At 30.7% G+C, this 26,173-nt stretch carries 22 protein-coding genes; 11 read left to right on the top strand and 11 right to left on the bottom strand.

The annotated features are described in order from the left end of the window. Positions 1–8: 8 nt before the first annotated feature. The 3 genes from miaB (at position 9) to CC87_RS01895 (ending at position 2,816) form a co-directional block, all read left to right on the top strand. Entirely contained in the window at positions 9–1,355 is a 1,347-nt protein-coding gene (gene miaB / locus CC87_RS01905; protein WP_038055496.1) for a tRNA (N6-isopentenyl adenosine(37)-C2)-methylthiotransferase MiaB, read from the top strand. A 163-nt stretch (positions 1,356–1,518) separates the two neighbouring features. Continuing rightward, entirely contained in the window at positions 1,519–2,262 is a 744-nt protein-coding gene (locus tag CC87_RS01900) for a MamS/MamX family magnetosome protein (RefSeq protein WP_051920423.1), read from the top strand. Between the two features lie 113 nt (positions 2,263–2,375). Next, complete coding sequence (locus tag CC87_RS01895; RefSeq protein WP_038055494.1) at positions 2,376–2,816, top strand: MamS/MamX family magnetosome protein; 441 nt, start codon at positions 2,376–2,378, stop codon at positions 2,814–2,816. A gap of 5 nt (positions 2,817–2,821) precedes the next feature. On the opposite strand, the gene CC87_RS01890 is transcribed toward CC87_RS01895, so the two are convergent. Then, the gene (locus tag CC87_RS01890; protein ID WP_038055493.1) at positions 2,822–4,150 is read right to left on the bottom strand and encodes a sigma-54-dependent transcriptional regulator; all 1,329 of its coding nucleotides are present in this window, start codon (positions 4,148–4,150) and stop codon (positions 2,822–2,824) included. Continuing rightward, positions 4,129–5,370 carry a sensor histidine kinase gene (locus CC87_RS01885; protein WP_169740252.1) on the bottom strand — a complete coding sequence of 414 codons (1,242 nt, stop codon included), beginning with the start codon at positions 5,368–5,370 and terminating at the stop codon, positions 4,129–4,131. Before CC87_RS01885 ends, CC87_RS01890 begins: the two co-directional genes overlap by 22 nt. Positions 5,371–5,533: 163 nt before the next feature. Here CC87_RS01885 and CC87_RS01880 point away from each other — a divergent pair, with 163 nt between their 5' ends. From CC87_RS01880 to CC87_RS01860, 5 genes are all read left to right on the top strand, one after another. Then, the gene (locus CC87_RS01880) at positions 5,534–6,802 is read left to right on the top strand and encodes a cation:proton antiporter (RefSeq protein WP_038055489.1); all 1,269 of its coding nucleotides are present in this window, start codon (positions 5,534–5,536) and stop codon (positions 6,800–6,802) included. Between the two features lie 281 nt (positions 6,803–7,083). Continuing rightward, positions 7,084–8,196, top strand: coding sequence for a KamA family radical SAM protein (locus tag CC87_RS01875; RefSeq protein WP_038055486.1), 1,113 nt, complete (start codon positions 7,084–7,086; stop codon positions 8,194–8,196). A 29-nt stretch (positions 8,197–8,225) separates the two neighbouring features. Next, complete coding sequence (locus tag CC87_RS01870) at positions 8,226–9,086, top strand: glycosyltransferase family 2 protein (RefSeq protein WP_038055484.1); 861 nt, start codon at positions 8,226–8,228, stop codon at positions 9,084–9,086. Beyond that, on the top strand, positions 9,046–11,553 hold the full coding sequence (recG, locus tag CC87_RS01865) for an ATP-dependent DNA helicase RecG (protein ID WP_245605479.1): 2,508 nt from the start codon (positions 9,046–9,048) through the stop codon (positions 11,551–11,553). The genes CC87_RS01870 and recG overlap by 41 nt, the downstream gene beginning before the upstream one ends. Positions 11,554–11,567: 14 nt before the next feature. Then, entirely contained in the window at positions 11,568–12,386 is an 819-nt protein-coding gene (locus CC87_RS01860) for a prephenate dehydrogenase/arogenate dehydrogenase family protein (protein WP_038055482.1), read from the top strand. Here CC87_RS01860 and lgt read toward each other — a convergent pair. From lgt to alaS, 4 genes are read right to left on the bottom strand one after another with little or no spacing between them, the layout of a single operon-like run. After that, entirely contained in the window at positions 12,351–13,142 is a 792-nt protein-coding gene (lgt, locus tag CC87_RS01855; protein WP_038055480.1) for a prolipoprotein diacylglyceryl transferase, read from the bottom strand. The genes CC87_RS01860 and lgt overlap by 36 nt on opposite strands. After that, on the bottom strand, positions 13,126–13,758 hold the full coding sequence (nth, locus tag CC87_RS01850; protein WP_038055478.1) for an endonuclease III: 633 nt from the start codon (positions 13,756–13,758) through the stop codon (positions 13,126–13,128). Before nth ends, lgt begins: the two co-directional genes overlap by 17 nt. Positions 13,759–13,776: 18 nt before the next feature. After that, positions 13,777–14,445 (bottom strand): hypothetical protein, encoded by a 669-nt coding sequence (locus CC87_RS01845; protein WP_038055476.1) that lies wholly within the window; start codon positions 14,443–14,445, stop codon positions 13,777–13,779. A 4-nt stretch (positions 14,446–14,449) separates the two neighbouring features. Continuing rightward, entirely contained in the window at positions 14,450–17,047 is a 2,598-nt protein-coding gene (gene alaS, locus CC87_RS01840; RefSeq protein WP_038055474.1) for an alanine--tRNA ligase, read from the bottom strand. A gap of 172 nt (positions 17,048–17,219) precedes the next feature. Between alaS and metK the strand changes: the two genes are divergently transcribed. The 3 genes from metK to CC87_RS01825 are packed head-to-tail and all read left to right on the top strand — an operon-like array spanning position 17,220 to position 20,221. Next, positions 17,220–18,383 carry a methionine adenosyltransferase gene (gene metK / locus CC87_RS01835; protein WP_038055470.1) on the top strand — a complete coding sequence of 388 codons (1,164 nt, stop codon included), beginning with the start codon at positions 17,220–17,222 and terminating at the stop codon, positions 18,381–18,383. Between the two features lie 60 nt (positions 18,384–18,443). Continuing rightward, on the top strand, positions 18,444–19,700 hold the full coding sequence (gene ahcY / locus CC87_RS01830; protein WP_038055468.1) for an adenosylhomocysteinase: 1,257 nt from the start codon (positions 18,444–18,446) through the stop codon (positions 19,698–19,700). Further along, positions 19,682–20,221: a 2-thiouracil desulfurase family protein gene (locus tag CC87_RS01825; RefSeq protein ID WP_051920419.1), complete on the top strand. Its 540-nt coding sequence runs from the start codon at positions 19,682–19,684 to the stop codon at positions 20,219–20,221. Before ahcY ends, CC87_RS01825 begins: the two co-directional genes overlap by 19 nt. A gap of 27 nt (positions 20,222–20,248) precedes the next feature. On the opposite strand, the gene tyrS is transcribed toward CC87_RS01825, so the two are convergent. The 5 genes from tyrS to CC87_RS01800 all read right to left on the bottom strand — a co-directional run bounded on the left by tyrS (position 20,249) and on the right by CC87_RS01800 (position 26,173). Then, positions 20,249–21,457, bottom strand: coding sequence for a tyrosine--tRNA ligase (gene tyrS, locus CC87_RS01820; RefSeq protein WP_038055465.1), 1,209 nt, complete (start codon positions 21,455–21,457; stop codon positions 20,249–20,251). Then, positions 21,457–22,980, bottom strand: coding sequence for a uroporphyrinogen-III C-methyltransferase (gene cobA / locus CC87_RS01815; RefSeq protein ID WP_038055463.1), 1,524 nt, complete (start codon positions 22,978–22,980; stop codon positions 21,457–21,459). Before cobA ends, tyrS begins: the two co-directional genes overlap by 1 nt. A gap of 5 nt (positions 22,981–22,985) precedes the next feature. Continuing rightward, complete coding sequence (gene hemC, locus CC87_RS01810; protein WP_038055461.1) at positions 22,986–23,900, bottom strand: hydroxymethylbilane synthase; 915 nt, start codon at positions 23,898–23,900, stop codon at positions 22,986–22,988. Between the two features lie 15 nt (positions 23,901–23,915). After that, complete coding sequence (locus tag CC87_RS01805; RefSeq protein ID WP_038055459.1) at positions 23,916–24,122, bottom strand: FmdB family zinc ribbon protein; 207 nt, start codon at positions 24,120–24,122, stop codon at positions 23,916–23,918. A gap of 287 nt (positions 24,123–24,409) precedes the next feature. Further along, positions 24,410–26,173 carry a chloride channel protein gene (locus CC87_RS01800; RefSeq protein WP_038055457.1) on the bottom strand — a complete coding sequence of 588 codons (1,764 nt, stop codon included), beginning with the start codon at positions 26,171–26,173 and terminating at the stop codon, positions 24,410–24,412.

The raw sequence follows: 26,173 nt of genomic DNA, 5'->3' as shown, positions 1-26,173 counted from the left end.
TTTTTACTATGAAAAAAAGAGTTTATATAAAAACTTTTGGTTGTCAAATGAATGAAAATGATACAGAGAAAATGTATATTTTACTTAGTGATGAATACGAGCCTACTCTAAATCCTGAAGAAGCTGATTTAATCCTTATTAATACCTGTTCAGTAAGGGAAAAACCTCAACATAAGGTTTATAGTGAGGTAGGAAGATATAAATCTCTTAAAAAGAAAAATCCAGATCTTATTATAGGAATTACGGGTTGTGTAGCTCAGCAAGAGGGAGAAAATCTTATAAAAAAACTTCCCTATGTAGATTTAGTACTTGGAACTCAGGGTTTTTATTTCATTAGAGAGGCTTTAAAAACTTATAAAAAAACTAAAAAACCTGTAGTGTTCACTGAACTTAAACCAGATTTCAAATTCCCTCTTATTCTTGAAAGCGAAAATAATTCCATCTTTAAAGATAGAAAAGTTAGTGCTTTTGTTACTATTATGCAGGGTTGCGATAATTTCTGCACCTATTGTATAGTTCCTTATGTTAGAGGAAGAGAAATTAGCAGACCCCCTGAAGATATTTTAAAAGAAGTGGAAACTCTGGTTAAAAAGGGAGTCAGAGAAATCATTCTTTTAGGCCAAAATGTAAATTCCTATGGACTTAAAGAGAAAAATTTCCCCAATTTTCCAGACTTACTTAATATGGTCTCAGAAATTGAAGGAGTCTGGAGAATCAGATTTACCACCAGTCACCCTAAGGACTTATCTGACAAATTAATAGAGGTTATAGCTACTAATCCAAAAGTCTGCAAACACATCCATCTCCCTCTGCAAGCAGGTTCTAATAAAATTCTTAAATTAATGAACAGAAAATACACCAAAGAATATTATTTAGCTAAAGTAGAGAAGTTAAAATCTTTGGTTCCTGAGATTGCTATTACTACAGATCTTATTGTAGGATTTCCGGGAGAAACAGAAGAAGACTTTAAAGAAACCTTAGAAATGCTTGAAAAAGTAAGATATCATGAAATTTTTTCTTTTAAATATTCAGACAGACCTTTTACAGTTGCCCAAAAAATGGAAAATAAAATCCCTGAAGAAGAAAAAGAAAGAAGATTAAAAGAAGTGCATAAAGTCCAGGCTAAAATTACAGAAGAAATTTATAAATCCTATGTAGGAAAAGAAGTAGAGGTTCTGGTAGAAGGAGCAAGCAAAAAAAATCCTGATATGCTTATGGGAAGAACTACCACTAATGTAATTGTTAATTTTAAAGCTCCTCGTCTGGATTTAAAAGGAGCCATAGTAAAAGTGTTAATTGATGAAGCAGGAAAGCATTCCTTAAAAGGAACATATCTTAAAACTATCAGGAGCTAAGATTGCATTTTTTGCAAAATCTTTGCAATTTTTGCACATAAAAATTTTAGTCAAGTTTCTTAATCTTTTTGAAATTCTTTATATTTAAAAAACAAAATTTCAGGTATAAAAATTGTCATTAAAATAAATAATAAAATAATTTTTGCAGGAGGAGGGAACAAAGATGAAGCGAGCAATTTTATTAGCACAATTGATTGTATTTCTTGTGTTTTCCAATATCTATGCTTCTAAAGTAATTACAAAACCTGTTATTGGGTATGAGTTTGAAGGAAAAGTTGTTAAAGTAAAAAAGGTTCCTGGATTTAAAAAAAGCAAAATTATCTGGTGGGCATTGGATGTTAAAAATAAAGATGGTAAAAGAATAGAAGTGAGAATAGCTCCTGTTTGGTTATACCATAATATAGAGATTAAAAATGGTGATAAAGTTGAGATAAAAGGTTTTATTCCTCCATATTGGTTAAAGAAAGGATTTAATGCTATAATGGCATGCAGAATTGAGGATAAAAATACAGATGTTATCTATGACTTTTCAAAAATTAGAAAATGGTGCCAAAAAATAAGCTTTTCTAAAAATACTTTTCCTGAGTTTGATGTCCTTTCAAATTTTTCAACAATTAAAAATGTTGTAATAAAAGGCAAAGTGATTTCTGTTAAAAAAGTCCTTGGAATAAGAAAAAAGAGGATTTGGTGGGCTTTAGAAATAGAAAGTGCAAAAGATGTTTATACTATTTACATCGCTCCTTTTCATAGATTTTCTACTTTGACTGTCTCTCCAGGAGACAAACTTTTAGTAAAAGCCTATTTTCCTCCAAAATGGGAAGCTTTAAAATTAGAAAATACTTATATGGCTTGTTATATAAAAGATATTTCAAATGGAGTTGAAATTAAACTTAGGAAATGTTATTAATAAATCTTGGGGGAGATAAAAAAAATATCTCTCCCCCTTCTAATTTTGTTGAATATAGGCTCAGAAGATGTTATTAATAAAATTTTTATTAATTAAATTTTTATAAAAACATTATGAAAAACATTTTCCCTCTTGTAATACTTCTAATTTTAAGTTTGGTTTATTTTAATAAAAATGTTTTTGCTCAACATGTGCCTGATATATATGAATTTTATGATATACGCACTGAAATAACTCTAAGAGGAAAAGTTAAAAGTATATGGATTACCAAAAATAACATTGTTTTGATAGGTGTAAAAAGGAAAAAACATATCTATACTGTGATTTTAGGTCCTCAAAGATTTTTAAAAAAAAGGAATATAAAAATAGACTTAAATGATAGAGTTATAATAAAGGGGTCTAAATATATTTCCAGAGAGGGGAATCTCTATATAATAGCCCGTTTTATAAAAAATTTTAGTAAAAAACAGATCTATTATTTAAGAGATAAAAATATGCGGCCTTATTGGAGAGTTAGAAAAAGAAAATATCGTAAACATTTTTTCTTTTTTTAATAATATTAAAAATCTTTTAAATTGTATTCTTTTATTTTATTATAAAGAGTTCTTAGAGATATTCCCAGGAGTTTTGAGGCTTTTTTCTTATTTCCTTTTGTTTTTTCTAAAGCTTCAATAATAGCTTGTTTTTCCAAAAATTTTAAATTTATGGCTGAGTTTTTTTCTTTTTCTATTTCAAAAAAAACAGGTTCTAAATCTATTTCTAACTCCCTACCCTGGCAAAGGATTAAACTCCTTTCCAAAACATTTTCAAGTTCTCTAATATTCCCTGGCCAGTGATAATTTAAAAGTATTTCCTTGGCTTTGTGACTTAATTCAGGAACTTCTTTATTTAACTTCTTACAAAGTTTTTGAATTATATATTTTGCTATTTTTAAAATCTCTTTTTTTCTTTCTCTAAGAGAAGGAATATTAATAGGAAAGACATTTATTCTAAAATATAAATCTTCTCTAAATTTTCCTTCTTTTACCAATTTTTTAAGATCTTTATTAGTAGCTGTAATAAATCTGGCATTGGTTTTTATGAAATTAAGTCCTCCCAATCTTTCAAATGTTTTTTCCTGTAACACTTTTAAAAATTTGGCCTGAACTGCTAAACTCATCTCAGAGATTTCATCTAAGAATAAAGTTCCATCCTTGGCAAGTTCAATTTTACCTGGTTTGGTTTTTAGAGCTCCTGTAAAAGCTCCTTTTTCATATCCAAAAAGTTCTGATTCTATAAGATTTTCTGGAATAGAGGCACAATTTATTTCCACAAAAGCCCCTTTTCTCTGACTCAATATATGTATAACCTTAGCTATTATAGTTTTCCCTGTGCCTGTTTCTCCATAAAGTATAATAGTAGTGTCTGTAGGAGCTACCTTGATAATTTTTTTATAAATATCATCCATCCCTGCAAAAAGTATATCAAAAGGCGGAATATCTTCTGATTTTTCAAAAATTTTATGAGAAAAATTTTTTGCTTTTTTGTTTTCTAAAATTTTTCTAACCAAAGCTATAAAATCTTCAGGGCTTGATAAAGGCTTGGTAATATAATCTACAGCTCCTTTTTTAACTGCTTCCACTGCAGAAGGAATGCTTCCATAGGCTGTAATTACTACAAAATCAGTTTCTGGTAAAATTTTTTTAGCCTGTTCAATAAGAGCTATTCCATCTATTTTAGGCATTTTTAAATCTGTGATTACTAAATGTGGTTTAAACTCAGGTAATTTTTTTAAAGCTTCCTCAGGCTCATTATAAACTTCTACCTTGTAATTTTCTTCTTCTAAGATGACTTTCAAAAATTCTCCAAAGGATAAATCGTCTTCAATTATAGCGATTTTGGAATCCATAGATATACCCTGGTTCCTTCTTCTTTTTTACTTTTAATTTGTATTTTTATTTTTAAAACATCACAAAGTTTCTTAACTATAGCCAAACCCAAACCAGAACCCCAGACCTTGGTAGTAAAAAAGGGCTCCATAGCCTTAGCTAAAGTCTTTTCATCCATTCCTGCTCCATTATCTATTATTCCAAACTTAATCAGATTTTTTGTTTTTTCCACCTCCAAAACTATTCTTTTTTCTTTTTTAGAAGTTTCCATAAGTGCATCTACAGAATTTTGCAAAAGATTAGAAACAATTTCCTTGAGTTTGTCTTTATCAGATTGTATCCATAAATCATCTGAAATCTGAATTTGAAAAATTATCTCAGGGTATTTTTCTTTAAATCCTAAAATTAATTCTTCTATAAGTTCTTTAAAATTAAATTTTGAAATTTCTAATTTAACAGGATTTCCATAAAGCAATAATTCATCAGTAAGTCTTTCAATTCTCAAAGCTTCATTATAAATAATTTGTAAACACTTTTTAATTTTTTCTTCATCTATTTTTTTAAACAAATACTGAGAAAATCCTTTAATACTGCTTAAAGGATTTCTAATTTCATGAGCCAGAATTTTTGTCATTAAAGCGAGACTTTTCAATTCTTTTATTTTTATCTGGATATCTTCAAATTTTTTTAATAAAATTGTTCCCAATATACCAAACACCACTAAACCAATAACTCCTGCAATTTTTAAAAAAATATATAATCTGGTTCTTTTTAGGATCACTTCCGCAGGATAAATATGAAGAGCAATTCTCAAAAAATAAGGCTTTTTATCTATATAAAAATTAAAATCTGCTACAAATACTTTTTCAAATGTAGACAAAATCAAATAATGAAAATAAGGGTATTTTTGATTTAAATCAGGACTAAAATTTTCTATTTTCTTCCCTATAAGATCAGGATTGGAATGCAAAACTATATAACCTTTTTTATCATATAAAGCTATAAAAGCTACATTTTCCCAGTTTTCATTTAATATAATATCCATTAAAAAATCTCTATTATTTTCCTGCAGATTTTTGAGACTTTCGGATTGAAAAAAGCTTTGCAAAGTAACTGCTATACCCATAGCCTGCATTTTCAAAGCATCTTCTGCTGCAATTTTAGAATTTTTATAACTGAAATAAGCACTTATTAATAAAATAGTTATAGAAAAAATAATAATACTCCATAAAATAGCCATTGATCTAATGCTTTCAAATTTTAAGGTCAATCTTTTTATACCCATTGTTACCTAAGCAAGTCTTTTTCATTAAAAAACTGATTCAATTAATATTATTCTAAACAATATTAATAAAATTAAAAAGACTTCATTTTTTTTTATTTTATTTTATACTTTTAAAACTGTGAATATTCATACTATTTTTTTATATCTTGCAATTCTTCTTTTTTTAGCAAAGCTTTTAGGAAGCATTCTAAATAAAATCAAAATTCCTTCTGTATTAGGGGAAATTTTTGTTGGCATTCTCCTTGGTCAAAGTATTTTAAATATAGTTCCAATGAATGAAGTTATAGAGACCTTAGCTGAAATTGGTATAATTCTTCTTCTTTTTCAAATAGGCTTGGAATCAGATATAAAACAGCTCAAAAAGGTAGGATTTTCAGCTTTTTTAGTGGCTTGTATAGGTGCTACTATACCTTTGGTTGTAGGAGCTTTGGTAAGCTATTATTGGTTAGATATTTCTTTAATAACCTCTCTTTTTATAGGTGGTGCTTTAACAGCTACCAGCATAGGGATTACAGTGAGAGTATTAGAAGATCTTGGGCAGATGAAGGAAAGATTTGCTCAAATTGTTCTTGGGGCTGCGGTTTTAGACGATATTTTAGGAGTGGTGGTTTTGGCTGGATTGTATGAATTTGCTAAAGAAGGTGCTATAGAAGTAGAGCATTTACTCCGCTTAATAATTTATATTGTAACTTTTTTTATTTTATCCCCTTTTTTAGCTTTATTCTTGGGAAATCTTATACACCTTTTAGCCAGAAAATTAAAAACCTTTGATTTTGTGCCTGCCACTATTTTATCATTGATTTTTCTTTTTGCTTATTTAGCTCATGAAGTAGGTTCTCCTGAAATTTTAGGGGCTTTTACAGCTGGGCTTGCTTTTTCTGAAAGTTTTAGTCCTTCTTTTAATATTTTATATAAAATAAAACCTCCTGAGTTTTTTAAGGTTTTTAAAACTGATTTTAGTTTTTTAAACTTTTTTGCTAAATTTGATGAAATAATGAGAAAAAAAATAGAAGAAACTATAATGCCTTTGGTATCGGTATTAACTCCTATATTTTTTATTTCTGTAGGTTTAGAAATGAATTTAAGAGCTATTGATTTTGGTTCTTTTAATTTCTGGTATCTTACTCTTTTGATTCTTATTATAGCTATCATAGGAAAAGTTGCTTCAGGTTTTTTTATAAGAGGAAGTTTTAAAGAAAAGATTTTAATAGGATTTTCCATGCTCCCCAGAGGAGAAGTAGGTCTTATTTTTGCTGAAATAGGTAGAAGAGCAAATATTTACAATGATCTTCTTTACGCTGTGATTATTTTTGTAGTGGCTATAACAACCTTTTTAGCTCCCATTATATTAAAATTCCTAATAAAAAAATCCTCTTCTGCAGACTAAAAAACTATTCAAAAAGTTTATTGAATTTAAAAATTCCAAAATAAAAGAAACTAATATATAAAAATACAAAAATTTAAAATATTAAAAGAAAAATGTTTATATAATAAAATAAATCAGTTTAAATGGGGTTGACTTATCTATATTTTCTATTAAAATTATTATAAATAAGCAAGGGCTATTTTACTCAAAATTTTTTTCGGGGTTTTTTTACCCTCCTCCAAAAATAAAAAGCTTTTTAGTCTAATTTCTGAATTTTTTTATAACTTTTAAAGGAGGTGCAAATGGAAAGAAAAATCAATTACATTATAAAATTAGATCATATAAAAGAATTATCTGAAGAAGAAAAGAAAAAACTTAAAAAAGTTACAGAAAAATTTGATTTTAGAACAAACGAATATTATCTTTCTCTTATTGATTGGACTGACCCTAATGATCCTATAAGAAAAATTTCTATTCCCTCTTTAGAAGAACTTGAAGTCTGGGGAAAATTGGATGCCTCAAATGAACAGAATTATATGAAAGTAAAAGGACTTGAACACAAATATTCCGATACTGCTGTGGTTCTTGTTACCAATGTCTGTGCTATGTATTGTAGGTTTTGTTTTAGAAAAAGACTTTTTATCAACAAAGGAGCAGAGATAGCTCTGGATATATCAAAAATTATGGAATACATTAGAGAACATACAGAAATAAACAATATTCTTTTAACAGGAGGAGATCCTTTAGTTCTTACAACCTCCAAGCTTGAGAAAATCTTAAAAGAATTAAGCACTATACCTCATGTAAAAATTGTAAGGATAGGTTCCAAAGTACCTGCTTCCAACCCACACAGAATTATTGATGATCCAGAGCTGTTAAATCTTTTTGAATGGTTCAATACTTATACAGGCAAAAAGCTATACCTTATGTGTCATTTTAATCATCCCAAGGAAATTACAGAAGTTGCAAAAAAAGCTATAAGTTTGGTTCAGAAAACAGGAACTATTACCTTTAACCAGACTCCTATTTTAAAAAATATCAATAATAATGCAGAAATATTAAAAACTTTAATTGAAAATCTTTCTTTTATAGGAGTAGTGCCTTACTATGTATTTCAGTGCAGACCTGTAGTTGGTAATAAAATGTTCTCTACTAAAATAGAGGATACTATTGATATTGTGGAAAAAGCCAGATCTCAAGTTTCTGGACTTGCTGCTAAAGTTAGATATGTAATGTCTCATGCTACTGGTAAAATAGAAATCCTTGGGAAAACCAAAGAGCATGTCTTCTTTAGATATCATAGAGCTGCTGATCCTGAAAATAATGGGAAATTTATGGTTTTTAAAAGAAATCCAGAGGCTTACTGGTTTGATGATTATACTGAATTGATAGAAGAATACAAAGCTACTGCATAGCTCTTTATCTTAGTGACAAATTATCATTAATGAAAAAACCTTTAGTAAGTGTAATCATACCTACCTATAACAGGGCTTATATTTTACCTAAAGCTATAGAAAGTGTTTTAAACCAAACTTTTAAAGATTTGGAATTGATTGTTGTAGACGATGGTTCTACTGATGAAACTCCTTATTTAATTACCCAATATCCTCTTATTTATGTTAAAAAATTAAGAAAAGGGGTTGCTCATGCGAGAAATACTGGGATAGCAAAAGCTAAGGGAGATTTTATTGCTTTTCTTGATAGCGATGATATTTTTGTGTCTGATAAAATAGAAAAACAATTGGAATTTTTTGAGAAAAATCCCGATTATAAAATTGTTCAAACAGATGAAATTTGGTATAAAGGAAATAAAAGGATAAATCCTAAAAAATTGCATAAAAAAGCTGTGGGATGGTTTTTCCATAGAGCCATTAAACTGTGTGTAGTTTCTATGTCTACAGTTTTAATGAAAAGAGAACTTTTTGACGAAGTAGGTCTTTTTGATGAAAAATTTTGGGTTTGTGAAGATTATGAATTCTGGTTAAGAGTAGCTCTTAAAATGCCTATAGGACTTATTAAGGAAAATTTAGTTATTAAAAGCGGAGGAAGACCGGATCAGCTTTCTGCTACCAAAGGACTTGATTACTATAGAACTTTAGCTCTTATAAAACTCTTTAAGAATTATCAAAAAGATTTAAATTTAGAACAAAAAATTATGCTCTTTGCAGAAGCAAAAAGAAAATTTAAAATTTTTTATAAAGGTGCTTTAAAACATGGAAATTTAGAGAAGGCTTTTAAATTAAAAAAAATCTTTGAACAGACTTTTGGAAGTTCAATTATATCACCTTACAAAGGTTTGTGTTAAAAATATGGTAAAAGAAAAAGAATTAAATAAAGAAGATTGGTTTTTTAAAATATTAAGACCTCTTGAATTTGTTTCAAAAAACAATTTTGCCAACTTATCTAAAACAAAAGGTCTTGAAAAGACTCTTAATTTTTTAATCAATCAAGCCCCAAAAGAATATTCAGATTTAAAAAATAAACTCTTATCACTTTGTCATAATTTAGAGATTCTTTCTGTGGAAGAAAAAAAAGAAAGAATAAAAGCCCTTTTAGATATTTTGCTTTCTTTAAATTTCTCTTCAAAGCATGAAAAAGAAAAAAATGAAGAGCCCTGTAAAATTTTTGACTTTCCAGCAAGAAAAATTTCTTTTGAAACTTATATTAAACACAAGGAAATTCTTAGAAAACCAGTTCAATTTTTAAAAGGTGTAGGACCGGGTATAGCTAAAAAATTTAGTAAAAAAGGTATTCATATTATAGAGGATTTACTTTTCTTTTTACCAAGAGATTATGAGGATAGAAGAAAAGTCATTCCAATAGGAGATTTAATGGAAGGACAAAGGGCTGTAGTGTTTGGAGAGATTCTTAAAAGTGGAACAGCTTTTTTTTCTAAAAGAAAAATATTTGAAGCCTATATTACTGATGGTACAGGATTTTTAACATTAAAATGGTTTAATTACAATGAAAAAGTCTGGAGAAAGCTTTTAGCACCTGGTAAAAATATTTATGCTGTAGGAGAAATCTCTCGCTTTGGAAGGTCTCTGGAAATGATACATCCTGAGATAATTGAAGAAGGAGATGAAGAAAAAATAGCCTTAGAGATTGGACATATTGTGCCAATTTATTCTTCTGTGGAAGGTGTTTCTGAAAAATATTTTAGAAAAATCATGAAAAATGCTGTAGAGGATTATGTTGATCTTTTAGATAACTATATCCCTGCTGATATTTTAAAAAGAAGAAAATTGGTTCCTATAAATATAGCTGTTAAAAATTTGCATTTTCCTGAAGCTGATGAGAATATTTGGATTTTAAAAAGAGAGGAAAGTATTTATCACAAAAGTATTGCTTTTGATGAATTTTTCTTTTTAGAACTTGCCTTAGCCTTAAGAAAAGGAAAAATTAAGAAAGAATGCGGTATTGCCTTTAATGTTAAAAGTAAACTGGTAGAAGCTTTTCTTAAAAAGCTTCCTTTTGAACTCACCTCTGCTCAAAAAAGGGTTATAGAAGAAATAAAACAAGATATGGCTAAAAGTCTCCCTATGAATAGACTTATTCAAGGAGATGTAGGCTGTGGAAAAACAGTAGTAGCTTTTATTGCCGCTTTAATTGCCATAGATAATGGCTATCAGGTAGCTCTTATGGCTCCTACAGAGATTTTGGCAGAACAGCATTATCATAGTTTTAGACAATATGCTCAGCTTATGGGAATTCATACTGCTCTTTTAACAGGGGGTATTCCACTTTCTAAAAAAAGAGAAATTTATCATGGATTATCTACGGGATATATCAATTTTGTTATAGGAACCCATGCTCTTTTTCAAGAAAAAGTAGATTTTAAAAAATTGGGTTTAATCATCATAGATGAACAACATCGTTTTGGAGTTCTTCAAAGAGCTGCATTAAGGGACAAAGCTAAGGGTGTTACTCCTGATACCTTGGTTATGACAGCCACACCTATTCCAAGAACTATGGCTCTTACTATTTATGGAGATCTGGATCTGTCTGTTATAGACGAAATGCCCAAAGGAAGAAAACCCATTATTACCAGATTGTTTTTAGACTACAACCGTGGTAAAGCTTATGAAGCAGTAAAAGAGGAGCTTAAAAAAGGACATCAGGCCTATGTTATACTTCCTCTTATTGAAGAATCTGAAAAACTGGATTTAAAGGCTGTTACCACTCATGGAGAATATTTACAAAAAAAGGTTTTTCCTGAGTATAAAGTCGGTATTTTACATGGAAAAATGTCTTCTTATGAAAAAGAAAAAATAATGCACGCTTTTAAAAGAGGAGATATACATATTCTTGTTTCCACTACTGTAGTGGAAGTTGGTGTTGATGTTCCTAATGCTACAGTTATGGTGATTGAACATGCAGAAAGATTTGGATTATCTCAACTTCACCAATTAAGAGGTAGAGTTGGTAGAAGTGAATTTCAGTCTTATTGTTTTTTAATTGCTTATAAAGTTTCTATAGAAAGTGAAGCTTTTAAACGCCTTCAGGTTTTGTGTAAAAGCAATGATGGTTTTAAAATAGCTGAGGAAGATTTAAAATTAAGAGGACCTGGCGAATTTTTGGGAACTAAGCAATCTGGATATTTAGAATTTAAAAAAGCGGATCTGGTAAAAGATTATGAGATACTTCTCTGGGCAAGAGAAGAAGCTTTTAAACTAATAGAAAAAGACCCAGAGCTTAAAAATTATCCTATTTTAAAAGAAGAGTTAATGAGAAGATGGGAAGAAAGATTGAAATTATCAGAAATTGCATAATATCGGGGGCTTAAATGAACGAAAACTTTATTATCGGAATTATTGGTGGAAAAGGTAAAATGGGAGAGCTTTTTAAAAAATTTTTTAGAAAAAAAGGATATCCTGTTTTAATCTCAGATATGGATACAGAATTATCAAATATAGATCTTGTTAAACAAAGCAAAGTTGTTATTATTTCGGTTCCAATGCCTGTTTTTCCAAATATAATTAAGGAAATTTCTCCTTATATAGAAAATAAACATTGGGTAATAGATATTTGCTCTTTAAAAGCTGAGCCTGCCAAGATAATGAAAACCTATTTAAAAAAAGGAGAAATATTAGCTACCCATCCTCTTTTTGGTCCTTTTGAAAAAAATTTGGAAAATAAAATCATAGCTTATTGGCCAATAAGAGGAAAAAATTTAATCAATTGGTTTATAAAGACCATGTCTGAAGAAGGTTTAAAATTAGTAAAAATTTCTCCTAAAAAACATGATAAAATGATGGGATTAGTGCAGGTTTTAAATCATTTCTGGCTTATCCTTTTAGGAAAAACTATTAAAGATTCCGGATTTGATTTAAAAGAACTTATTTCTATTTCTACACCAAGTTTTTTAAAACAATTGGATATTTTAAAAAGACTTGCTAATCAAGATTTAAAACTTTATGAAAAAATTCAATTAGAAAATCCCTGGGGAAATCATTTTAGAAGAGTTCTTTGTCAAAATTGTAATAAGCTTAAAAAAGCACTTTCTTCTAAACAGGCTGAAGAAATTTTTGATGAATATTTTATTATTGCTCAGGGTATAGCCAAAGAATTAGAAATACTTTTGGACAAATTTTTTACGAACTAAGTAAAGGAGTAAAATACCTGCAAAAATCATTACTATGCATAAAATTTGTCCCATGGTCATCCAGCCAAAAAGGAGAGGAAAACTTTGGGCAGGTTCTCTTATAAATTCAAAAAGAAATCTAAGTATTCCATAGGAAATTAAAAATATAGCTAATTTAGTCCCTGGAAGCCAATCTTTTTTTCTCAATTTCCACAAAAACAAAAATAAAAATAGTCCTGTCACTAAGCATTCATAAAGCTGAACAGGATGTCTTGGAACAGGTCCTCCTTCCGGGAAAATCATAGCCCAGGGAAGATTACTGGGTTTTCCATAAATCTCTCCATTAATAAAATTACCTATTCTTCCAAAAAAAAGCCCTACAGGTCCAGTAACAGCTATTAAATCCGCCCACCATAAAAAGGATTGTCTGTGCTTTTTTATATAAATATATCCAACCAGTACAGCTCCTATTAATCCTCCGTGAAAAGACATTCCTCCTTCCCAAACAGCAATAATTTCCCAAGGATGGTGCAAATAATAATCTGGATAATAAAAAAAACAAAAACCTATACGGGCTCCTATAACAAGCCCTATAAAACTGTAAAATAAGAGATTTTCTAAAAAAGGATATAAATCCTGTCTTCCTCTTTCTTTAAGCTGATACCTACAAAGAAAAAGACAACAGAAAAAACTTATGATATACATCAAACCATACCATCTTACAGAAAAAGGACCTATCTTAAAAATTACAGGATTAATTTTAGGATAAGTAAGCATCACATATATCCTTTAAAATACATTCTTCACACTTGGGTTTTTTAGAAGTGCAAATTTTTCTACCATGAGCTTGCATTAAATAAGGAAACTCAAACCAATCTTTTTTATCCAGGACTTCCATAAGTTCTTTTTCTATCTTCTCTGGTTGTTTTGATTTTACCAAACCAAGTCTTTGAGAAAGCCTTCTTACATGGGTATCTACTGGAATTCCATCAACTATTCCATAAGCATTGGCAAGTACTATATTAGCAGTTTTTCTTGCAACTCCAGGCAATTCTAAAAGCTCATCCATAGTCTTAGGTACTTCTCCATGATACCTCTCTACAATAATTTTACAAGCCTCTTTGATGTATTTAGCTTTTTGTTTATAAAACCCTGTGCTTTTTATATCCTCAGCAAGTTCTTCTAAATCCGCTTTAGCAAAATCCTCAGCAGTTTTATATTTTTTAAAAAGTTTTTCTGTAACATCATTTACCCTTTCATCTTTACATTGAGCAGATAAAATAGTAGCTACAAGAAGTTGAACAGGATTTTCAAATCTTAAAGCTATTTTAGCATCTGGATAGACTTTTCTCAATCTCTTAACTATTTCTTTAGCTTTTTTCTTTACATCCATAGGTTATCTCCTATTGTTTTAATTCTCTTTTAATTCTTTATATAAAGCATTTTTTAAATATCTTTTAAATGCCTCTATATCTTCAAAGGGATTAGCAAAGGTTAAGGCAAATTTTTGCTCATAATTTTCTTTATAAGCTTTTTTAGCAGTTTCTTTAGCTCTATTTATAAGTCTTGAACTTAAGGATGGTTCCAATTTTTCTACTATATTAAAAAATTTAAAAAGTCTTAAAAATTTGCTTTCCTCAAAATTATCTAAAGAATTATTTTTTTCTATAATTTCATCCAAATCCATAATAAACTTTTTTAATTGATCCAAAAGAGGAATTTGAATCTGTTTTTTTACCTGTTCTTCAAGGATTAAAAATTCGTGAGCTAAAATAAAATAATTTTTTTCAGAAAAGTCTTTAAAAAGAAGGTTTTCTTTAAACCAATAGGAAAACTCCTTTCTTAAAAGATCCACTAAATACATGAAATCAAATTCCTGATCTTTCTTTATTTTTTCTAAATCGTTTAAATTTAAAAAGTCACATAAAAATAGGAAATCTTTTTTATTGTAAATGTGTAAAAGTGCCAAAAGGAAATATTTTGGTTCAAAACTGATTTCTTTATCCTCTATAAAAAAATCTTCTTTCTCCTGATAACTCTTAAATATTTCTTTTATCCACTCTACAGTGTAAAAATTCATTTTCTTAAGACTTTATAAACTCTTTTATCATTTCTTTTATTTTATTAATTTCTGCCTTTCCTTTAAAGCTTCCTTGAGCAAGATGAGGTTTTCCTCCCCCTTTTAATCCCAAATCTTTTAAAACTTGAAAAATTTTATTAGCAGGATATTTCTCATTAAGATCCTTAGTAACCATACAAACTGCTAAAGCTCCTTCTTTTCTTTCTCCTGTAATAAATATTATACCGGATTTTAATCTGTTTTTAAAATAATCTCCAATTTCTCTAAGTTCATTCATATTTTCCAAGGGGACACTTACTACAAGAAGATTAACTCCATTAACTTCTTCTGCTTCTTTCAATTTTTCTTCTAAAGTCTGCTTTAAATCTACACTTTTAAGCCTTTTTATTTCATTTTGCAGTTTATCAATCTCTTTAAATAAGGCATTTATCTTCTTTTCTATATCCTGTGGAGAAGTTTTTAGAGTTTCAGCAATTTTTTCTATTTTTTCTTCTTGTTTTTTGATCCATTCATAAGCTTTTAGCCCACAAACAGCCTCAATTCTTCTTATTCCAGAAGCTACACTACTTTCGGAAAGAATTTTGAAAAGTCCTATATCTCCTGTTCTTTTAACATGAGTTCCTCCACAAAGCTCAACTGAAATACCATCAATTTTAACTACTCTTACAATTTCTCCATATTTCTCTTCAAAAAGAGCTATTGCTCCGAGCTTTTCTGCCTCCTCTTTTTTTATAAAAGCCGTTTCAACTGGATAATTCTCTAAAATCCATCTATTAACAAGCTCTTCTATTTTGTTTAGCTCTTTCTTGCTCAAAGCCTGAAAATGATTAAAATCAAATCTTAATCTATTCTCTTCAACCAAAGAACCACATTGTCTTGCATGTTCTCCGAGGATTTTTCTTAAAGCTGCATGTAAAAGATGGGTTGCTGTGTGATGTCTTTGAATATGCTTTCTTCTTTCTTTATCAACCTTAAGCAAAACTTCTTCTCCTGCTTTTATTTCTCCTTCCAAAAACTTAACTTTGCAATAAATGAGAGCTCCTGCTTTATGAACCTCTTTAACTTCTGCCCTACCCTTTTCTGCTATTATTAAACCTGTATCCCAGACCTGACCTCCTCCCTCAGGATAAAAACAAGTTTTATCAGTTATCAAATAGTATGTGCCATTCCTTTTTTCCAAAGCTATCACTTTTGCTTTAGTTTCTAAGGTTTCATATCCAATAAAATCAGTTTTTAATCCCTGTGAAACAAGTTTTTTTACAGTTTCTGGCACTTTTTCTAAACTTCCTTTCCAGGACTTTCTGCTTTTTTCTCTTGCTTCATTCCTGAGTTTTTCAAAAGTTTGAACATCTAAGCTAAAACCCATAGGAAGCACATAGTCTCTTACCAGATCATAAGGAAATCCATAAGTATCATAAAGTTTGAAAAGAAGCTCCCCTGGCACTATCTTTTTTCCTTCTTTCTTAAGTTTTTCTATTTCTTTTTCAAGTATCTCAAGCCCTAAATTAAGAGTTTCTAAAAATTTTTCTTCTTCTATTTTTAGAACCTTTTCCACAGTTTCTTGATTTTGTTTAATTTCTGAATAAATATCTCCAAATTCTTGAACTACAGGTTCAACCAGTTTATATAGAAAAGGTTCTTTTAATCCCAAAATTTTACCAAATCTTTCTGCTCTTCTAATTATTCTTCTTAAAACATAACCTCTTCCTTCATTAGAAGGCATAATTCCTTCTGCTAAAAGAAAAGCAGAGGCTCTGATATGATCTGCTATAACTCTAAAAGCAACTTCTGTTTCTTTTGATTCTTTAAAACCCCTTCCGCTTATTTCAGAAATTTTTTGCATAATCCCGGCAAAAAGATCTGTATCATAATTAGAAGGGACCTCCTGAATTACAGCAGTAATCCTTTCAAGCCCCATTCCTGTATCAATGCATCCCTTGGGAAGATCTTTTAAATTTCCAGACTCATCTCTTTCATATTGCATAAATACAAGGTTCCATATTTCTAAAAACCTATCACAATCACATCCTGGACCACAATCAGGTTTTCCACACCCGAATTTTTCTCCTTGGTCATAAATAATTTCTGAACAAGGTCCACAAGGTCCTGTATCTCCCATAGCCCAAAAATTATCTTTTTCTCCAAGCCTTACAATTCTCTCATCAGACAATCCTGCTATTTTTTTCCAAAGCTCTGCAGCCTCATCATCATTTTTATAAACCGTTACATAAAGCCTTTCTTTTGGTAGATTTAAAACCTGGGTAATAAATTCCCAGGCATAAGCTATAGCCTCTTCCTTAAAATAGTCTCCAAAAGAAAAGTTGCCAAGCATTTCAAAAAAGGTGTGGTGTCTTGCAGTATATCCTACATTTTCAAGATCATTGTGTTTTCCACCTGCTCTCATACATTTCTGACAGGAGGCTGCTCTTTTGTAAGGTCTGGTTTCTTCGCCCAAAAATACTTTTTTAAACTGAACCATTCCAGCATTGGTGAAAAGTAAAGTAGGATCATCCGCAGGTATCAGAGAAGAGCTTGGAACAATCTCATGCCCTTTCTCTTTAAAAAATTTTAGAAACAATTCCCTTATAATCCTGCCTTTCATAAATAAAAGACCTCCTATTGAAAAAAATTTAATTACTAAAACTTCTATTTTAGAAGTTTTTCGCCAAATTTCAATAAATTTAAAAATTTTTTCAAACTTATTGCTTTATTTTAAATATATAGTAAATTTGCTATTAAATTTTTTTTAACTTTTAAAAAGAGGAGGGATTATTATGTTAGTGCAAAATTTTTTATTTACCTCTGAGTCTGTTACCGAAGGACATCCTGATAAAGTTGCTGATCAAATATCTGACGCTATCTTAGATGCTATTTTAGAAAAAGATCCCTACGCAAGGGTTGCCTGTGAAACTTTGGTTAATACAGGGATGATTCTTATAGCTGGAGAAATTACTACAGAAGCAAGAGTTGATTATCCCACTATAGCAAGAGGAGTGGTTAAAGAAATAGGATACAATCACTCTGATCTTGGTTTTGATTATCAGACCTGTGCTGTGTTAATAAGTATAGATAGACAAAGTCCTGATATTGCTATGGGAATAGATAAAGATGGAGATATAGGTGCAGGTGATCAGGGACTTATGTTTGGCTATGCCTGTGATGAGACTCCTGATTTTATGCCTATGCCTATTTGGTATGCTCATAGACTTGCTATGCGACTTGCTGAGGTTAGAAAAAGAGGTATTGTTCCCTTTTTAAGACCTGATGGAAAAACCCAGGTTACTGTTAGATATGAAAATAGACGCCCTATTGATGTTCATACTATAGTTATTGCAGCTCAACATGATCCTACAGTAACTTTAAAAGAGTTAAGAGAAGCTATTTATGAAGAGGTGATCAAAAAAGTTATTGCTCCAGAGCATCTTAAACCTGAAACTAAAATCATTATAAATGGAACCGGAAGATTTGTTATAGGAGGACCTCTGGCAGACTGTGGTATGACAGGAAGAAAGATCATTGTAGATACCTATGGAGGAAGAGGACATCATGGGGGTGGTGCCTTTTCTGGAAAGGATCCTACAAAAGTTGATAGAACTCCTTCTTATTATGCCAGATATGTGGCAAAAAATTTAGTAGCTGCAGGAGTGGCAAAAGAATTGGAAGTTCAAGTTGCTTATGCTATTGGAGTCCCTGATCCATTAGCTATAAATGTTAATACCTATGAAACAGAAAAAATTCCTGTAGAGAAAATTTTAGAAATTATAAATAAACTTTTTAATTTCAGACCCAAGCACATGATAGAATATCTTAATTTAAGGAGACCTATTTTTAAGAAAACTGCTTGCTATGGACACTTTGGTAGAAATGAACCTGAATTTACCTGGGAAAAACTTGATATGGTAGAAAAAATAAAAGAACTTGCAGGCTTTGATAAATAACCCTTTTCGCACTTCGTAGGTGCCACTTCGCAGGTGCGAAAAGATAAGAAGGAGGAAAATATGGAATTTCATGTAAAAGATTTGAATTTAGCTGATGAAGGTTTGAAACTTATAGAATGGGCTGAAATGGATATGCCTGTTTTAAGACAGATTAGAAAAAGATTTTCTGAAGAAAAGCCTTTTAAAGGCATTAGAATTGGTGGATGCTTGCATATAACCACTGAAACAGCCAATTTAGCAAGAACTTTAAAAGAAGGAGGAGCAGAAGTTTATCTTTGCGCCTCAAATCCACTTTCTACTAAAGACGAAGTAGCTGCTGCACTTGTAAAACATTTTGAAATACCTGTTTTTGCTATTAGAGGAGAAGACAGAGATACATATTACTCTCATATTAAAGCTGTTCTTGATAAAAAGCCACATATTACCATTGATGATGGAGCTGATCTTGTAACTACACTTCATAGAGAAAGACCTGAACAGACAGAGAAAATTTTGGGAGGAACTGAAGAAACTACTACAGGTGTTATAAGACTTAGAGCTATGGCTAAGGATGGGGTTTTAAAATATCCTATTATTGCTGTTAATGATGCCTTAACCAAGCATCTTTTTGATAATCGCTATGGAACAGGACAATCCACACTTGACGGAATTTTAAGAGCTACAAACAGACTTCTTGCAGGATCTGTTTTTGTAGTAGCAGGATTTGGCTGGTGTGGAAAAGGACTTGCTATGAGAGCAAGAGGCATGGGAGCAAGGGTAGTAATAACAGAAGTTGATCCTCTTAAAGCTTTAGAAGCAGTAATGGAAGGTTATTTAGTTATGCCCATGGATGAAGCTGCAGAAATAGGAGACTTTTTCTGCACAGTTACAGGAAATAAAGCAGTAATAAGAAAAGAACATTTTCTAAAAATGAAAGATGGTGCCATTGTTGCTAATTCAGGACACTTTGATGTAGAAATTGATCTTAAAGCTTTAAAAGAAATTTCTACCAATGTAAAACAAATAAGAAGAGAGGTTGAAGAATATACCTTAGTTAATGGTAAAAGAATTTATGTTCTTTCTCAAGGAAGATTGGTAAATTTAGCTTCAGCTGAAGGGCATCCTTCTGGTGTTATGGATATGAGTTTTGCCAATCAGGCTTTGTGTGTTGAATATATTGTAAAAAATTATAAAACTTTAGAGAAAAAAGTATATAAAGTGCCTGAAGAAATTGACAAAGAAGTAGCAAGACTTAAACTCAATGCTATGGGAATAAAAATTGACAATTTAACTCCTGAACAAGAAAGGTATTTAAGCGGATGGCAGGAAGGAACTTAGTAGTAATAAGTGCTTGCCTTCTTGGAGAAAATACTCGTTTTGATGGAACCATTAAAAGTTCGCCCATAGTTTGTGAAATTGCAAAGTATTGTAAAGTAATTAAAATTTGTCCTGAAGTTGCTATTGGATTTCCAGTGCCTCGTCCAAGAGTATTTCTTTATGATGCACAAGGAGAATTTAAAGTCATTCAAGAAGGTACAAAAAAAGACCTTACTAAAGAGATAGAGAATTTTTGTATTAATTTTTTAACACAACTTCCTCCTGTAGATGCTTTTATTTTAAAAAGCAAATCTCCCTCTTGCAGCCCATCTCCTACTACTAAATTTTACAAAGATTTAGAAGGAAAAGAGTTAATAGGAAGAACTTACGGAATAATGGGAAGATTAATTCCTGAGTTTTTTCCTCAAATTCCTGTAATAGACGAGCTTTCTTTAAAAGGAGAAACTGGTTTAAAATTTTTAAAAAAACTATTTGGTTCTTCTATACCCAATAGTATTCTACAGCTTCTTCAAGAACAGTAGCTGTTTTTGCTAAGTTTTCTCCTACAATTAAACAGCTTTAATTTTTACAAACTTCTTCTTACCAATTCTTAAAATATATTCTCCTGGTTTTAATTCTATTTCTTCTTGAGTTACAGGGCTTTGATTGAGATCTAAAGCTTTTTGAGAAATGAGTCTTCTTGCTTCAGAACCACTTTTTACTAATTTATGATCTCTTAAAAATCCTGGAAGCCAAATTTTTCCAGCAGAAACCTCTATGACAGGTGCCTCAGTAGGTGCTTCTTTTTTGCTAAAAACTCTTTCGAATTCTTCTTCAGCTTTTAAAGCTGCTTCTTCTGAATGAAATTGAGTAACTATATACCTTGCTAATCTTTTTTTTGCCTCCTTGGGATGGAATTCTCCTTTTTCTACCTGTTCTTTCATTTTCATAATATCTCTTTCTGGTATATCAGTTAAAAGAATATAATATTTCCACATAATTTGATCAGGAATAGACATGATTTTTCCATACATCTCAAAAGGTGGTTCCATAATTCCTACATAATTTCCCAGACTTTTGCTCATCTTTTGAACACCATCAAGACCTTCTAAAATAGGAAGAGTTATAATAACCTGGGGTTCCTGACCATATTCTCTTTGAATATCTCTACCTATTAATAAATTAAACAACTGATCTGTTCCTCCAAGTTCCACATCCGCTTCTAAAGCTACTGAATCATAAGCTTGAAATAAAGGATAAATCAATTCATGAATACTTATTGGAAGACCTGATTCAAAACGTTTTTTAAAATCATCTCTTTCTAAAATTCTTGCAACAGTATATTTAGCACATAACCTTATTATATCTTCAGCTGTCATTTTAGAAAACCACTGACTATTAAAAATTATTTCAGTTTTTTCTGGGTCTAAAATTTTAAAAACCTGTTCTTTATAGGTCTTAGCATTTTCCAAAACCTGTTCTTTAGTTAAAGCTGGGCGTGTTTCTGACCTTCCAGTAGGATCACCAATCATAGCAGTAAAATCACCAATTAAAAAATAAACTTTGTGTCCTAATTCTTGAAATTGTTTTAATTTTCTTAAAAGAACAGTATGTCCTAAATGTAAATCTGGAGCAGTAGGATCAAAGCCAGCTTTAATTTTTAAAGGTTTATTTTCTTTATAAGCTCTTTCCAGTTTTTTTATAAGATCTTCCTCATCTATGAGATCAACTATTCCCCTTTTAATGATTTCTAAAGCCTTTTTTACTTCCTCCTTCATTATGCAGTCCCCCTGATTTTGAAGTATTCTGCTATAGCATTTACCAAACCTTCTATAGTATATTCTTTAGCCTCTATATGAGGTTCAAAGCCAAAATCTCTTAAAGTTGAGGAAGTAATAGGCCCTATAGAAGCAAAAATTAAATCCTTTAATTTTTCTTTATCTAAATCTTCACAAAGTTTAAAGAAGTTTTTTACTGTTGAAGAACTGGTAAATGTTATTATATCAACCCCTTCTTCTAAAGCTTTTTTAAGCTCCTTTTTAGACTCTTCACAGATCTTAGTCTCGTAAATAGGCAATATTTCAACTTTTGCACCCATTTCTTTTAACTTTTCTGGAAGCAATTCCCTTGCTTCTTTAGCCCTGGGAATGAGAATTAAATTGTTTTTTATATCCAATTTAGCAAACTCATTAATTAAACCTTCTTGAGTAAAATCTTTTGCAGGAACCAAGTCAGGCTTAATACCCAATTTTTCTAAAGCTTTTTTAGTAGAAGCACCAATAACAGCTATTTTAGTATTACCAAAGGCTCTCCAATCTTTACCAGCTTCCCAGAGGATTTTAAAAAATATTTTCACGCCATTTTCTGAAGTAAAGATTATCCACTTATAATTGGATATCTTTTTAATAACTTCCAAAATGTTTTCGTTTAACAATGGTTCTATTTTTATTGCTGGTATTTCATAACAATAAGCCCCTAAGGCTTCCAGATTTTCAACAAGTTTGCTGGCTTGTTCTCTTGTACGAGTAACAACTACTTTTTTCCCAAATAAAAGTTTAGTTTCAAACCAATTAAACTTTTCTCTTAATCTTACTACTTCTCCTACTATAATTATAGCAGGAGCTGTTACTCCAGTTTTTTTTACCTTTTCAACTATATTCTTCAAAACACCTGTAACTGTTTTTTGTTTGGGTAAGGTTCCCCATTGTATAACTGCTACTGGTGTTTCAGGACTTTTTCCTTCTTTTATAAGATTTTCTATTATATAAGGAAGATTTTTAACTCCCATTAAAAAAACTAAAGTTCCTATTTTAGATAAAGCTGAAAAATTAATTTTACTTTCTTCTTTTCCCTCGGCTTCATGTCCTGTAATTATAGCTAAGGTTGAAGTAAAATTTCTGTGTGTTACAGGAATTCCTGCATAAGCTGGAACTGCAATAGCAGAGGTTATTCCTGGGATAATCTCAAAAGGAATACCTTCTTTTTGTAATTCTTCAGCTTCTTCTCCTCCTCTTCCAAAAAGAAAAGGATCACCTCCTTTAAGCCTTACTACAGTTTTACCTTCTTTAGCTTTTTTAACTAGAAGTTTATTAATTTTCTCTTGAGGTAATGTATGTGCTCCACCTTTTTTACCTACATAAATTTTTTCCACATTTTCTTTGCAAAAGTTTAATAATTTAACATTAGCAAGATAATCATATATTATTACATCTGCTTCTTCCAAAACTTTTTTACCCTTTAAAGTAAAAAGCCCGGGATCTCCAGGACCTGCTCCTACTAAATAAACTTTTCCTTTTTTCATAATTTCTATCCTTTATAGATTTCTTTTAAAATTTCTTTTCCACCTGCTTTTAAAAGTTTTTTTGCCAATTTCTCTCCTAAAACTCTGGCTTCTTCTAAGCTCCCTTCTTCTGTTTCTTTATAAAACCTTTTCCCTTCCAGATCACTTATAAAACCTGTAATAAAAAGTTTAGAATTCTTAACACAAGCATAAGCTCCTAAAGGGACCTGACATCCTCCTTCTAAGGTCTTCAAAAATGCTCTTTCAGCTTCTATACAAATAGCGGTCTCTTGAGAATGGATTTTACTAAGTAATTCTTTAATTTTTTTATCTTTTTTCCTAACTTCTATTCCAAGAGCACCCTGCCCTACTGCAGGAATCATTTCTTCCAAAGTAAACCTTCTATATTCAATCTCTATGCTTAATCTTTTTAACCCAGCTTCTGCCAAAATTATTCCATCAAATTGTCCTTCTTTCCATTTTCTTAAACGAGTATCTACATTTCCTCTTAAAGGTAAAATTTCCAGATCTTTTCTAAGTTTTTTCAATTGAGAAAGCCTTCTCAAACTACTTGTTCCAACTTTAGCTTGGGAAGGAAGATCAAAAATAGTTTTGTAATTAGAAATCCATACATCAAAAGGAGATTCTCTTTCTGGAATACAACTTATTTCTAAACCTTCAGGAAGATCTGAAGGAACATCTTTCATACTATGAACTGCTATATCTATTTCTTCTTTTAACAAAGCCTGTTCTATTTCTTTTACAAAAAAGCCTTTACCCCCTATTTTACTTAAGGGAGAATCTAATATTTTATCCCCTGTAGTTTTAATGATTATTTTTTCTATTTTTATTTGAGGATAGATTTTTTTTAATTTTGAAATTACCCAATCTGTTTGTGCTAAAGCTAATTTACTACCTCTTGTTCCAACTTTTATAAACACTTTTAACTCCTTAAACTAATGGCAGGTGCTGCAAGATCCACCTTTACATCCACTACAAGAAGAACCTGACCCGGAACTTGTTTTAGGAGATGTTCTGGATATGAGTTTTTTAACCTTGGGGCTTTTGCATTTTTTACAAACTATTCCTTCAAAATCATTTCCAAAAATTAATTCTTCAAAAATTTCTCCACATTCTTCACATTGAAATTCATAGATAGGCATAAAAAATCCCTCCTTTTAGTTTTAATTTCCTAAAAATACCCCTTTATTAAAAATTCGTCAACAAATAATCAAAAAATTACCACTTTTTTGTATCTCCAATGTGCGAAAAAATGGATTCTTCCCAGACAAATTCCTCACTCATAAATCATCTCGGAACCTTTAAGAGCATTTCCTCCAAGCGAAACCACCACTTTCAAACATGCCAGTCTTTCAGGATGAATAGCAAGTTTTTTCCTAATTTTATAGTCAAAATGTCAAGACTTGTGGTTTCAAATGTGATTTTCAATTTACTCTTGCACCCTTCCCATTTTTTCTAAAAGTGCTTTATTATAAGCACTCCATACATCTCTCTGAGACAGAATTCCAACTAATTTTTTAGGATTATTTGGATCTACTACAGGAAGTCTTTCAATATGATGATATCTCATTTTGGACATAGCGGTCTCCAGGCTATCTTCAGGAAAAATAGTAATTACTGGAGAAGTCTTTAAATCTTTAACCCTTATATTCTCAATGTTTTCTCTTCCAAGCATTTCTCTAAAGTTTTGAAAAGAAATAATACCACACAGATTTCCTTGTTCATCTACTACAGGAAAACAAGTATGTCTTTTATCTCTTACAAAATTAAGAAACTCTTTAAAAGTCATATTTTCAGGAACAACAATTACATTTGGTGTCATAGCCTCTTTTACTTTGATAGATGCAAGAATATTACGTTCATGACCAGCATGAAGATTAATTCCCTGCTGACTAAGTTCATAGGTATCAATAGAATCTTTGCTAAAAATATAAGCAACTAAAAGTCCTGTAGCAGAAGCAAATAAAATAGGAAGAATTATGTAATAATTACCCGTCATTTCAAAGGCTAAAAACACAGCAGTTACAGGAGCATGAGTTAGTGCTGAAAGAAAAGCTCCGATTCCTACTGCTGCATAAGCAGGATATGCAGCAGTAATATTAGGAAAGAAATGATGAACAATCACCCCAAAAGCTCCACCAGCCATAGCTCCAATAAAAAAAGCAGGAGAGAACATTCCTCCAACTCCACCTGATCCTAAGGTGATTGCTGTAGCTATAATTTTTAAAAATACTAAAATAAACATCAGCCAAGGTAACATCTCTGCATTTAAAACTTTTTCTACCTGCTCATAACCAATTCCAAATATTTGAGGAAAAAATATACCTATTATTCCTACCAAAAAAAATCCAATAAAAGGTTTTAAATAAGGGGAATAAGGCAATTTTTCAAAATAAGCTTTTATCCCATAGAACACCCGGATAAACAAATAAGCCAGTATTCCTAAAAACACTCCTAAAAGAATATAAAAAATTAGCTCCCAATAACTTACAAACTTATAAGGAGGCATTTTAAAAACATGATGATTTCCAAACAAAGCCCGAGCAGTAATAGTACCCATTCCTGAAGACACAAGAACAGGCATAAAATTAGTCAATTCAAAATTACCAAGAAGAACAATTTCTAAAGCGAAAAAAACTCCTGCAATAGGAGCATTAAATACAGAAGCAATAGCTCCTGCTGTGCCACATGCAATAAATGTTTTTTTTCTTTCTTCTGAAGCTACAAAAAAACGACTGATTGCAGAGCCTGCAACTCCTCCTATTTGAGCAATAGGTCCTTCCTGTCCTGCACTACCTCCAAGTCCTAAAGTGATAACAGAAGCCAATATTTTAATAAGAGTATGCCTTATATCTAGAGAACCACCTTTTAAATTTACGTTTACTAAAAAATCTGGAAATCCGTAACCATAAATTCCTGTACCGAAAATCTTAGCCAATATAAATAAGATTATTGGAGGAAGAAGAAGCAATACAGGAATAAAAATAAAATAAGCATAAGAGCTATGACAAAAATTAAGCAAAGGTATAAATATATTACACCACAAAATACCAACAGCTTTTATAAATAAATAACTACCTAAAGCAGCTACTACTCCAATAATAAAAGCAACCAGAACCAAAAAAACATATTCTGGCAACTTAAGCCTTTCAATTAGAGAAACCAATCTCTTTCTGATAAATCCTATCTTCAT

Source organism: Thermodesulfobacterium hydrogeniphilum, assembly GCF_000746255.1.
Lineage (GTDB): Bacteria > Desulfobacterota > Thermodesulfobacteria > Thermodesulfobacteriales > Thermodesulfobacteriaceae > Thermodesulfobacterium > Thermodesulfobacterium hydrogeniphilum.
This window is presented reverse-complemented; position numbering and strand designations above follow the sequence as displayed.

What these genes read in the sequence shown, in the direction of transcription:
- miaB (WP_038055496.1), top strand. Translation starts at nt 9, where the DNA reads ATGAAAAAAAGAGTTTATATAAAAACTTTTGGTTGTCAAATGAATGAA.
- CC87_RS01900 (WP_051920423.1), top strand. Translation starts at nt 1,519, where the DNA reads ATGAAGCGAGCAATTTTATTAGCACAATTGATTGTATTTCTTGTGTTT.
- CC87_RS01895 (WP_038055494.1), top strand. Translation starts at nt 2,376, where the DNA reads ATGAAAAACATTTTCCCTCTTGTAATACTTCTAATTTTAAGTTTGGTT.
- CC87_RS01890 (WP_038055493.1), bottom strand. Translation starts at nt 4,150, where the DNA reads ATGGATTCCAAAATCGCTATAATTGAAGACGATTTATCCTTTGGAGAA.
- CC87_RS01885 (WP_169740252.1), bottom strand. Translation starts at nt 5,370, where the DNA reads ATGGCTATTTTATGGAGTATTATTATTTTTTCTATAACTATTTTATTA.
- CC87_RS01875 (WP_038055486.1), top strand. Translation starts at nt 7,084, where the DNA reads ATGGAAAGAAAAATCAATTACATTATAAAATTAGATCATATAAAAGAA.
- CC87_RS01870 (WP_038055484.1), top strand. Translation starts at nt 8,226, where the DNA reads ATGAAAAAACCTTTAGTAAGTGTAATCATACCTACCTATAACAGGGCT.
- CC87_RS01860 (WP_038055482.1), top strand. Translation starts at nt 11,568, where the DNA reads ATGAACGAAAACTTTATTATCGGAATTATTGGTGGAAAAGGTAAAATG.
- lgt (WP_038055480.1), bottom strand. Translation starts at nt 13,142, where the DNA reads ATGCTTACTTATCCTAAAATTAATCCTGTAATTTTTAAGATAGGTCCT.
- nth (WP_038055478.1), bottom strand. Translation starts at nt 13,758, where the DNA reads ATGGATGTAAAGAAAAAAGCTAAAGAAATAGTTAAGAGATTGAGAAAA.
- CC87_RS01845 (WP_038055476.1), bottom strand. Translation starts at nt 14,445, where the DNA reads ATGAATTTTTACACTGTAGAGTGGATAAAAGAAATATTTAAGAGTTAT.
- alaS (WP_038055474.1), bottom strand. Translation starts at nt 17,047, where the DNA reads ATGAAAGGCAGGATTATAAGGGAATTGTTTCTAAAATTTTTTAAAGAG.
- metK (WP_038055470.1), top strand. Translation starts at nt 17,220, where the DNA reads ATGTTAGTGCAAAATTTTTTATTTACCTCTGAGTCTGTTACCGAAGGA.
- ahcY (WP_038055468.1), top strand. Translation starts at nt 18,444, where the DNA reads ATGGAATTTCATGTAAAAGATTTGAATTTAGCTGATGAAGGTTTGAAA.
- CC87_RS01825 (WP_051920419.1), top strand. Translation starts at nt 19,682, where the DNA reads ATGGCAGGAAGGAACTTAGTAGTAATAAGTGCTTGCCTTCTTGGAGAA.
- tyrS (WP_038055465.1), bottom strand. Translation starts at nt 21,457, where the DNA reads ATGAAGGAGGAAGTAAAAAAGGCTTTAGAAATCATTAAAAGGGGAATA.
- cobA (WP_038055463.1), bottom strand. Translation starts at nt 22,980, where the DNA reads ATGAAAAAAGGAAAAGTTTATTTAGTAGGAGCAGGTCCTGGAGATCCC.
- CC87_RS01805 (WP_038055459.1), bottom strand. Translation starts at nt 24,122, where the DNA reads ATGCCTATCTATGAATTTCAATGTGAAGAATGTGGAGAAATTTTTGAA.
- CC87_RS01800 (WP_038055457.1), bottom strand. Translation starts at nt 26,173, where the DNA reads ATGAAGATAGGATTTATCAGAAAGAGATTGGTTTCTCTAATTGAAAGG.